At 68.7% G+C, this 8199-nt stretch carries 11 protein-coding genes; 3 read left to right on the plus strand and 8 right to left on the minus strand.

Translation table 11 applies throughout. The features are described 5' to 3' along the window. Positions 1-616: IS66 family transposase (locus U9979_RS02750; RefSeq protein WP_322778129.1), on the plus strand; the 616-nt coding region annotated here is incomplete at its 5' end. Positions 617-1031: 415 nt separating this feature from the next. Here the strand turns inward: U9979_RS02750 and U9979_RS02755 are convergent. The 3 genes from U9979_RS02755 to U9979_RS02765 form a co-directional block, all read right to left on the minus strand. Continuing rightward, positions 1032-2048: a transposase family protein gene (locus U9979_RS02755; RefSeq protein WP_322778130.1), complete on the minus strand. Its 1017-nt coding sequence runs from the start codon at positions 2046-2048 to the stop codon at positions 1032-1034. A 369-nt stretch (positions 2049-2417) separates the two neighbouring features. Continuing rightward, a complete protein-coding gene (locus U9979_RS02760; protein ID WP_322778131.1) occupies positions 2418-2639 on the minus strand; it encodes a helix-turn-helix transcriptional regulator in 222 nt (73 codons plus the stop codon). Continuing rightward, complete coding sequence (locus U9979_RS02765; RefSeq protein ID WP_322778132.1) at positions 2639-3124, minus strand: DUF2975 domain-containing protein; 486 nt, start codon at positions 3122-3124, stop codon at positions 2639-2641. Before U9979_RS02765 ends, U9979_RS02760 begins: the two co-directional genes overlap by 1 nt. 169 nt (positions 3125-3293) lie before the next feature. Between U9979_RS02765 and U9979_RS02770 the strand changes: the two genes are divergently transcribed. Then, positions 3294-3617 carry a hypothetical protein gene (locus U9979_RS02770; protein WP_322778133.1) on the plus strand — a complete coding sequence of 108 codons (324 nt, stop codon included), beginning with the start codon at positions 3294-3296 and terminating at the stop codon, positions 3615-3617. A gap of 502 nt (positions 3618-4119) precedes the next feature. After that, positions 4120-4467: a hypothetical protein gene (locus tag U9979_RS02775; protein ID WP_322778134.1), complete on the plus strand. Its 348-nt coding sequence runs from the start codon at positions 4120-4122 to the stop codon at positions 4465-4467. A 207-nt stretch (positions 4468-4674) separates the two neighbouring features. Here U9979_RS02775 and U9979_RS02780 read toward each other — a convergent pair whose 3' ends face one another. The 5 genes from U9979_RS02780 to U9979_RS02800 form a co-directional block, all read right to left on the minus strand. Next, on the minus strand, positions 4675-5370 hold the full coding sequence (locus U9979_RS02780) for an NADPH-dependent F420 reductase (protein WP_322778135.1): 696 nt from the start codon (positions 5368-5370) through the stop codon (positions 4675-4677). A 223-nt stretch (positions 5371-5593) separates the two neighbouring features. Next, positions 5594-5734, minus strand: a complete 141-nt coding sequence (locus U9979_RS02785) for a hypothetical protein (protein WP_322778136.1) — start codon at positions 5732-5734, stop codon at positions 5594-5596. 119 nt (positions 5735-5853) lie between these two features. After that, positions 5854-6675, minus strand: coding sequence for a FadR/GntR family transcriptional regulator (locus tag U9979_RS02790; RefSeq protein WP_322749849.1), 822 nt, complete (start codon positions 6673-6675; stop codon positions 5854-5856). 70 nt (positions 6676-6745) lie between these two features. Beyond that, on the minus strand, positions 6746-7921 hold the full coding sequence (locus U9979_RS02795; RefSeq protein WP_322778137.1) for an acetyl-CoA hydrolase/transferase C-terminal domain-containing protein: 1176 nt from the start codon (positions 7919-7921) through the stop codon (positions 6746-6748). 17 nt (positions 7922-7938) lie between these two features. Then, a partial coding sequence (locus U9979_RS02800) for a thiolase C-terminal domain-containing protein (protein ID WP_416219286.1) occupies positions 7939-8199 on the minus strand: 261 nt, incomplete at its 5' end.

Here is an 8199-nt window from a genome sequence, read left to right on the forward strand (position 1 = left end):
GAGACAGGGCATCCGGGCCGGGGACGCTCACCCCCAGCTACGCGTCTGGCGGGACCAGTGGGTGGCGCGGATCGCGGACCTGTACGTCGCCCACCGGGAGCTCACCGCCGCCACGGTCGGCAGCACCGGACACACCCAGGCATCCCAGACGTTCGACCAGGCCCTGGCCGTCATGGACACCGTCCGCCGTGAGCAGGCCGCGATCTACAGTCTGCATCCCGCCGCGAAGAAGGTCCTGGCGACCCTCGACCGGGAATGGGACGGTCTGGCCCGCCACCGGGACTTCCCCGACATCGAGCTGGATAACAATGCTGCTGAGCGGGCGTTGCGGACCCCGGTCGTCGGGCGGAAGAACTACTACGGGAGCCAAGCCGAGTGGGCCGCGCACCTGGCCGCCCGGGTCTGGACCATCACCGCGACCGCCGAACGCAACGGCTGCGAGCCCCTGGCCTACCTGACCGGGTATCTCCAGGCGTGCGCCACCGCGGGCGGGAAGGCCCCCGAGGGTGCGGCACTGCACCGGTTCCTACCCTGGATCGCAGACCCCGGGGACACCACCGGAAGCCACGGCCATGATCCTCCCGGGATCATCCGGCCCGGTCCGTCACCGTCATAACCCCGGTTCCCGCGCCGATCCCGTTACCCGGCCGTCACCACCGGCCGGGTACTTGGCATGCCCTCCCACGGCATCACCGAATACTTACCGTGAGACGTTGGGCTGGCGCAAGTCGATTGAAATGTTCAACGATCTGCTGGAAAGGCATGTGTCGCCTTGACCGCTTGATTCCGCCCGAGGGTCTGCTATTCTCGTCGCCGGCAGGGTGAGGCTGAATCCAAGGATATCTACCAGTCCCAGAAAAATCCCGATGCGGCCTCGGTGGTCGGCAGCCGCAAGAAAATCTGGTGGATCGCCTCGCGGGGCGTCCACGCTCACAATACTTGTGGCCGTGGCGGCGTTGTGTGGGACGCCTCGATGATTCACTAGCCACTCCAATTCGGAGCCGACTCGGTTTTGTCAAAGCTTAGCACGGCTACGTAAACATTGGGCCTGTAGAAATAAGGGGGTAGGCCTCGCCGAACGCGTGGGCGCCGGGGATGGACAGCGCGCCGAGGGTGGTCATGGCGTAGGTGAAGCCCTGTCCGACCGGGCCGTCGTGGTTGCGCAGGCGGTCGTAGTCGTCGGCGATGATCTGGAACTGTTCCCGGTAGAGCAGGGCGGTGTTGCCCGCGGCTACCAGGCTTGTGTTGCCGGTGCGTCTGCCCTGGTCGATGTAGGTCCAGGCATGCATCGCCCTCCCGTCGATCAGTCCGGCGTCATACATTTCACGGATCGCGGGGACGCCGCCGGCCAGGTAGGCCTCATGCATCGGGGCCTGGTCGGCGAAGATGTTCTTCTGCATCCGTAGGAACGTGGTCTCGAAGAACCTCAGCTCGGCGTCGCTGGTCACGACCACGCCCGCCAGGTCGGCGAGGGTCTCCAGCAGAGGCTGGAAGCAGGTGATCTCGTTGGTCTTCTCGCCTACGTCGAGTTGGGCCAGGACCAGGCCGGAGAGGTGGTCGCAGGCGGCGAGCAGATGGATCTTGCGGCCCGTGGCCCTGGCCGCTCCGCACAGGGTCTTGCCGTCGACCGCCACTGCGTGCAGCTGACCGTCGGCCCCAACGCGCCGGTCGGCCAGCCAGCGGCCCACCGCCCGGTCCAACGCGTCGCCGTCGATGCGGCCCAGCGGCCGCCGCACCGTCGCCTCCGCCGGCAGGCACCGCTCCGGGGACAGCGGATCGGGCCGTACGCCAAGGCGCTCCAGGACGGACGGCGGGGCGTCGGTGATCCACTCGCCCACCGCTAGCAGGGAGGTCGCTCCGGCCAGAACCACGCACGCGGTCAGCGCGAGCACGACGACCAGAGCGTGCCGTACGCCGCGCGGATCGCGAGGGTCGGGCACCGCGGTCAGTCGCTCCAGCAGGCCCGGGATCTCCTGGGGCACGGCCCCGGGATGCTCGCGGAGTTGGTCAAAGGCAGGGGGGATCGGCGATGATGCGTCGGCAGGCACGGTCTTCCACTCGGATCACGGGGCGGCGAGAAATTCATGATCTTGGAAGCCCGTACCTGTCACGTTTCCAGAACCCCGTCGACCTGACGGATCGTCGCGAATCGGGTGTAAAGCGACTACGGCGAAGCCCTGGCTGCCCGCCCAGCGACGAACCCCCGCCCTTCCGCGCTGGAAGGACGGGGGATTTCGGTGGGGAGGTCACGTTCGCAGGTCGCGGTCGTCGACCAAGACGGTGCGGTGCAAGTCAACCGGAATCTACCCAGCGAGGTCGGGACGGTGCTGCGGGCGATCGGCGATCCACGTCCATGCGGTCGACGTGCCGTGTCAGGCCGGTGGTGCCAGGCGTTTTCACGCCCGCTCTGGGGCACGTCATCCGCCCGCGACGTCCTCGGCCTCCCAGCGCAGCAGGTCGCCCGGCTGGCACTTGAGTACCTCGCAGAGCGCGGCGAGCGTCGCGAAGCGCACCGCCTTAGCGCGGCCATTCTTGAGTACCGCCAGGTTGGCGGGCGTGATCCCTACGCGGTCCGCGAGGTCGCCCACGGACATCTTCCGCCTGGCCAGCATCACGTCGATGTCGACGACGATCGGCATCAGATCACCTCATCCAACTCGGCCTGCATCTGCGCCGCTTCGACGTCGCGCGCGACGGCCTGGGCGAGCAGCATCCGCAGCACGAGCACGATGAGCGCGACCCCCAGGATGGCCAGGCCAACCCCGCCCATGATGACGGTGACGCCCGGGTCGGCCCGCTGGCCCGGCGCATTGAGGGCCGTGACCGCGAACCACAGGAGGGCAGCCGCCACGATCGCGCCGATCACGGCGTCCACGTACCGGAAGGCGGCGTGGGAGAACACGGTTCCGCGTCGCACCATCGCCACCAGCCGCCATACGCTGACCAGGGCGACCTGGCCCGACACCATGCCCAGGATCGTGATCACGCGCAGCGGGGTCAGCGGGAGCGACCCGTCCTCCGGGTCGGTGGCCAACACCCACACCATCAATGCCTGTACGAACACGGTGCCGGCGAGCACCACCACGAGCACGGCGCGAAGCGCACGCACTGCCAGCTTTCCCATGACCCATCCTTCCATCGAGTTGCGATGAGAAGCTATCGAATCTCGATAGGTGAAGCAAGGGCTGGGACGGAGGGTTGGCGGCGGTTTCGCACCGTGGCGTGACGCCGTCGCCCCTCCCATGGCGTGGCGTTCGCGCGAACCGTCTTGATCTTGTCGAAGTCAGCCTTGCTTGAGCGCAAATCGGACGCCACCCGACTACGCCGAAGCCCTGGATGGTCAGCCACTCGTCACCGCCTTCGACCTGATTGATGAAGCCCAGGTCCCGGTAGTAGAACGTGGTGCCGATCGCCCAGTTGCCGTGTCCGATGTGCTCGGCCAGCTCTTCGACGCTGTAACAGCCGGTGAAGCTGTTTCGGGTGAACGGCGGGTCGTCCGCGGAACTGATCCACGGGTTCTCGATCCCGAGCTTGAACCACTGCTCGCGCAATTCGTTGTCCAGCTCGGGCACGACGCGAACCTCCTGGGCGGCTTCGCGCGTCTCGACCAACTGTAAGGCGTACCTGTACGCCTCCAGCCAGTCGATGAACACTTCGGTGTCGCTGGTCCACCCGGGGTCGCTCTTGGTCCAGAGCTGGACGCGGTAGCGCTTGGTGTTGAACAACAGGTCGATCAGGTCCTCGGGGACCGACCTGTTGTCACCGTGCCGGTTGGGTGGGCCGACGAGGAGCGCCGGTCCCACGACGACATCGCGGTTCCGAAAGGCCGAGTTGTGCACCCACATGAGCGTGGTCGCCCTGTGGTTGACGCGCATCCGGTTGGGTGCCCCGACGTCCCGATGAGGATGGTGGCACGTGGCCCTGGCCGTGGTTGCCGATCCCGTGGCCGCAGCCACGGACTCCGCTCTAGCCTTGAACTGCGTGTTCGCGGACGTATCGCGCGAGGACAGGGTTCAAGTTGAGTCCCCTCTGGGACACTCGTCTCCAGACGACCTGTGTACTTCGCGCCAAGTCGTCTCGTTTATGCCTGTCCGGGGGCCGAGCCCCCGGACCCCCACGGTGCGTTCGTGCCGCGCGAACCTCGGCCTTGTCGGCTGGGTCGGCGTCGTGCAGCGCCGCGAGCAGGCCGTCGAGGCCGTCGACAAGATCTTTGATTTGCTGTCGGGTGAGTCTGCGCCGCGACTCCCCAGCCGGCGCTGCCCGTCCGAGGGCAACCAGTGCCGCCGCGCGTTCGGCCTGCACTTGGCCGATCCAGCCCACTCAGGCGTCGCCGTCCACGGGCTCGGCCTGGTCGCCCTCGGCATCGCGCTCTCCACCCGCCCGGTGCCCGCGGCCTCGCCCGCGACACCGGCGGCCCGGGAGCACCGCAGCGAATCGCCGGCGACCGCCCGCACCGTCCGGCTGTAGGGGACCGGCCCGGACCGGCTCACCGCCGCGATTCAACCTCCGACGACGAGCCGGTCCCGCGGCTCAGTCGAGCCGACAGCAAATCTCTGACACCGCCCGGATCTGTGCGGTGAGGGTGGGCGTCAGGTGAGCTGTGACGCCGTCGACGAAAAGGATCTGGCCAGGGTCAGCGGTCGCCTCCGGCCGGAACTCGGTGCACGGCTCACGTCAGCTGCCTACCTCGGCGTAACGGCGGGCGGCGGCCAGCGCGGCCCGGATCGCGGCGGCGCCGACCGGGACCCCCGCATCGCCGGCGGCCCCTTTCGGTCCGAAGAAGATGCCGGCGTAGGCGGCGGTGTCGCGCTGGAAACGCCATCCCTCAGCGAGCGGACCAGCATCGACGGCGTCGAAGCCAAGCGCGTCGAGAAAGGCGGTCACGGTGGCCTTCGCCGCCGGGTCGTCGCCGGCGATCGGCAGGGCCGAGCGGTCGGGCGCCCCGGCCGGCCTGGGCAGCGACAACAGATGTTTGAAGTAGATGTTGTTGAACGTCTTGACCACCCGCGAGCCGGGCAGGTGGCGCTGAAGAAGTTCGCTGGTGGTGGTCGATTCGTCATCCAGCTCCAGAATTTGGCCATCGCGTGCCGGATAGTAGTTGTTGGTGTCGATGACGACCTTTCCGGCGAGCGGCTCGACAGGCACGCTGCGATACGCTGCCAGCGGAATTGTCACGACCACCAGGTCACCCGCGTCAGCCGCTTCGCTCGGGGTTACGGCGCGGGCGCGCGGGCCCAGCTCGTCCACGAGTGCGTTCAACGTCTCGGGCCCACGAGAATTGCTCAATACCACGTCGTAGCCGGCCCCGACGGCCAACCTGGCCACCGTACCGCCGATGTTACCGCTGCCGATCAGCCCAACAGTTGTCATGTCGCGTAGCAACCGTCGACCGGTTGCCACCATTCCTGCGGGCGGTCAGCCAGCACCGTCAGGACACCGAGATAGGACGCCGGCCCGGCCCCGCGACTGCCCGCCGTGGTTGTGGGACTGACGCCGGTCCTGCCGTTCCCCTGCCCGCACCTGCTCCGGCAGCCGCCCCACCATCGTGTCACTCACGGCGCATCCTCACTCTCGGGGAGTTACACCGTTATTTCTACAGGCCCTCTCCGAGGGGAGGGTGTCGTCGAGGTTCGTCCAGTACTTGTGGCGCCGCCACTGCCGGTCCGCCCAGGTATTCGGCGATGGTTTCGACGGCGTGGAGGTTGGTCTCGCTGATCCACTGCGCGTAGGTCATGTAGTCGGTGTCCAGGATCGGCCTGGCCAGCGCACCGTGGAAGGACAGCTTGTTGGTGAGGGTGAAGAACAGCTGGTACCACCCGCGACCCTTACGGGCAGCGGGTGGCCGGCCGGCGGTTAGCGGTCGTTGGAGGTCCAGCGGACGGGTTCGTTGAGTAGGTGGGGGTAGTGCCGGCGGGCGTAGCGGCGGAACTCGCCCATGTGCTCGTCCGCTTCGTCGGCTGCGCCGCGGATGTCGCGGTCCTGGAGCGCGTCGACGATCCGCTGGTGGGCGTCGGCGATGCGGGCCCGGGTGCGCGCGGGGTATTCGACCTCGGTGCTGGTGTTCGCGGTCATCCGTTCCAGTGTTTCGGCGATGACCAGCAGGACGGTGTTGCCGCAGGCTCGGGCGAGCTGGGCGTGAAAGGCGTCGTTCTGGGGGTAGAACACGGCGTCGTCGGTGAGGTTGGCCCGCATCGTGTCGATGGTCTGTTGCAGGCCGGCGAGGTCGTCGGGCGTCGCGTGTTCGGCGGCCATTGCCGTGACCGCCGTTTCGATGATTTCCCTGGTGACCGCGACCTCGTCGAGTGTCGCTCCGAGGAACTGCAGGATCAGGGTCATCGCGCCGACGAGGTCGTCGGGGCGGGGGCGGCGAACCTGGGGCCCGCCTCCCGGTCCTGGTTTGATCCGGATGACGCCCTGGGTTTCCAGCAGGCGCAACGCCTCCCGGATCGTTGTCCGGCCTACCCCGAATTCCTCGGCCATGAGCCGTTCGTTCGGCAGCGTGGCGCCTTCGGTGAGTGACTGGTCGACGATCCGGTCACCGATGGCCCGCGCCGTCACCTCCGCGATTTTCGGCTTGCGGCCGGCTTCGACCGCTTTCCCGCCGGCTGCGCCTTCATTCGCTGTGCGTCCACCCGCTGTGCGCTCACCCGCGGTGCTCTGACTCACGGTGCTCACTTTCATGGTTTCCTTGCCGATGGTGTTACCGGCCATGACTGCCTCACCGGTGGTATTTCTACCTGCGGTTTCACGGTTGGCGTCCCCACAGCCTGAGCAGCGCGTTGCGGCGTTCGGCCCGGTCGAGGCCGCGGAGGTCAGCCGCCCCCTGCTCGGTCACCACGACGTCGACGTCGTGGGCCGGCGTGCTCGTCGGCCGGCTGAGCCGGTCGACCAGGGTGTACCTCCTGGCATGCCGGGTCGGGACGGCGATCACGGATAGCCCGTCGGAACGGGCCGCGCCGGCGGCGAAGTCGGGGTGCCCGCCGATGCCGCCGAGAGTTGATGCCGCGGTGCCTTCCACGTTGACCTGCGCGTCGAGATCCACTTCGAGAGCCGTGTTGACAGCGATGAACGGTATCCCGGTGGACAGCCGGTGGGCGTCATGGGTGACCTCGACGGGGTGCAGGATCGGGCGCTGGTCGGCCCAGGCGTAGAGCCGACGGCTGCCGGCCAGGTAGGCACCCATCGGGTTGGCCATCGAGCTGCCCGCCAGGAGCCCGCGTTCAGCGAGGTCCACCACCCCGTCGAGGATGAGCCCCGTGTCGAGGTACACAGGCACCCGCAGCGCGTCCAGGGTGGCGGCGCCGAGCGGCCCGGGTCCGACCTGCACCCGTGCACCGCTGGGAATCAACGTCACGACATGCCGCGCGATCGCCGCGTGTTCCGGACCGATCCGCGCGGGCGGGATCTCCAGCGGCGGCTGGTTGGCGCGGGCGACGACGACCACCTGGTCAGCCGGTAGCGGTGGGCCCGCGTCGGCCCGTGGTAGCGCGTCGTTGACGACGGCCGCGACGACGGTGCCGGCGCCGACGGCGGCCCGCATCCAGGACACCTCGCTACCGAACGCGAAACCGCCTGGTACCTCGACGAGCGCGGCGACGAGCACATCGGGGCGCAGCGGGCCGCGGACCAATGCCGGAGTCGCGCCCAAGGCGACGGGCAGGTAGCGCACATGGCCGGTGTCGATCGCGCGGCGCAACCCCCAGCCACCCATCAGCGCCCGGACCTCGGCGAACGCGGTGAGATCAAGCCCAGGGTCGGCGGCCGGCACCCAGCCCAGCAGCAGCGATACGTCGCCGTACCCGCGGGCGAGCGCGCTCAGCTCGGCGGATACGGCGCGGGGGGCGCCGACGCCGTCGGCGATCGCGATCCGGGAGCCGGCGCGGATGAGGTCCCGCAGCGCGGCGGTCCCGGCGTCAGCCACTGTCGGTGACCCCTTGGTCAGCCACTGTCGGTGGACAGCAGCGTGACGGCTGACACCGCCGTCGGCCCACCGATGTTGTGCGCGAGTGCCACCCTTGCCCGGTCGATCTGGTTCGCCGCCTCGCCGCGAAGCTGTTCGACCAGCTCCACGCACTGGGCGACGCCGGTGGCGCCCGGTGGGTGGCCCTTGGCCTTGAGGCCTCCGCTCGGGTTGACCGGGATGCGGCCCTGCAGCGTCGTCGCGCCGGAGGAGACCAGCTCGGCCGCGCCGAACCGGTC

Origin of the sequence: Protofrankia sp. Cas4, assembly GCF_963555915.1 — a bacterium.
Taxonomy (GTDB): domain Bacteria; phylum Actinomycetota; class Actinomycetes; order Frankiales; family Frankiaceae; genus Protofrankia.

Bases quoted from the DNA above. Each gene is read 5' to 3' on its own strand.
- U9979_RS02760 (WP_322778131.1), bottom strand. From the start codon at position 2,639: ATGCCGATCGTCGTCGACATCGACGTGATGCTGGCCAGGCGGAAGATG.
- U9979_RS02765 (WP_322778132.1), bottom strand. From the start codon at position 3,124: ATGGGAAAGCTGGCAGTGCGTGCGCTTCGCGCCGTGCTCGTGGTGGTG.
- U9979_RS02780 (WP_322778135.1), bottom strand. From the start codon at position 5,370: ATGACAACTGTTGGGCTGATCGGCAGCGGTAACATCGGCGGTACGGTG.
- U9979_RS02785 (WP_322778136.1), bottom strand. From the start codon at position 5,734: ATGACCTACGCGCAGTGGATCAGCGAGACCAACCTCCACGCCGTCGAA.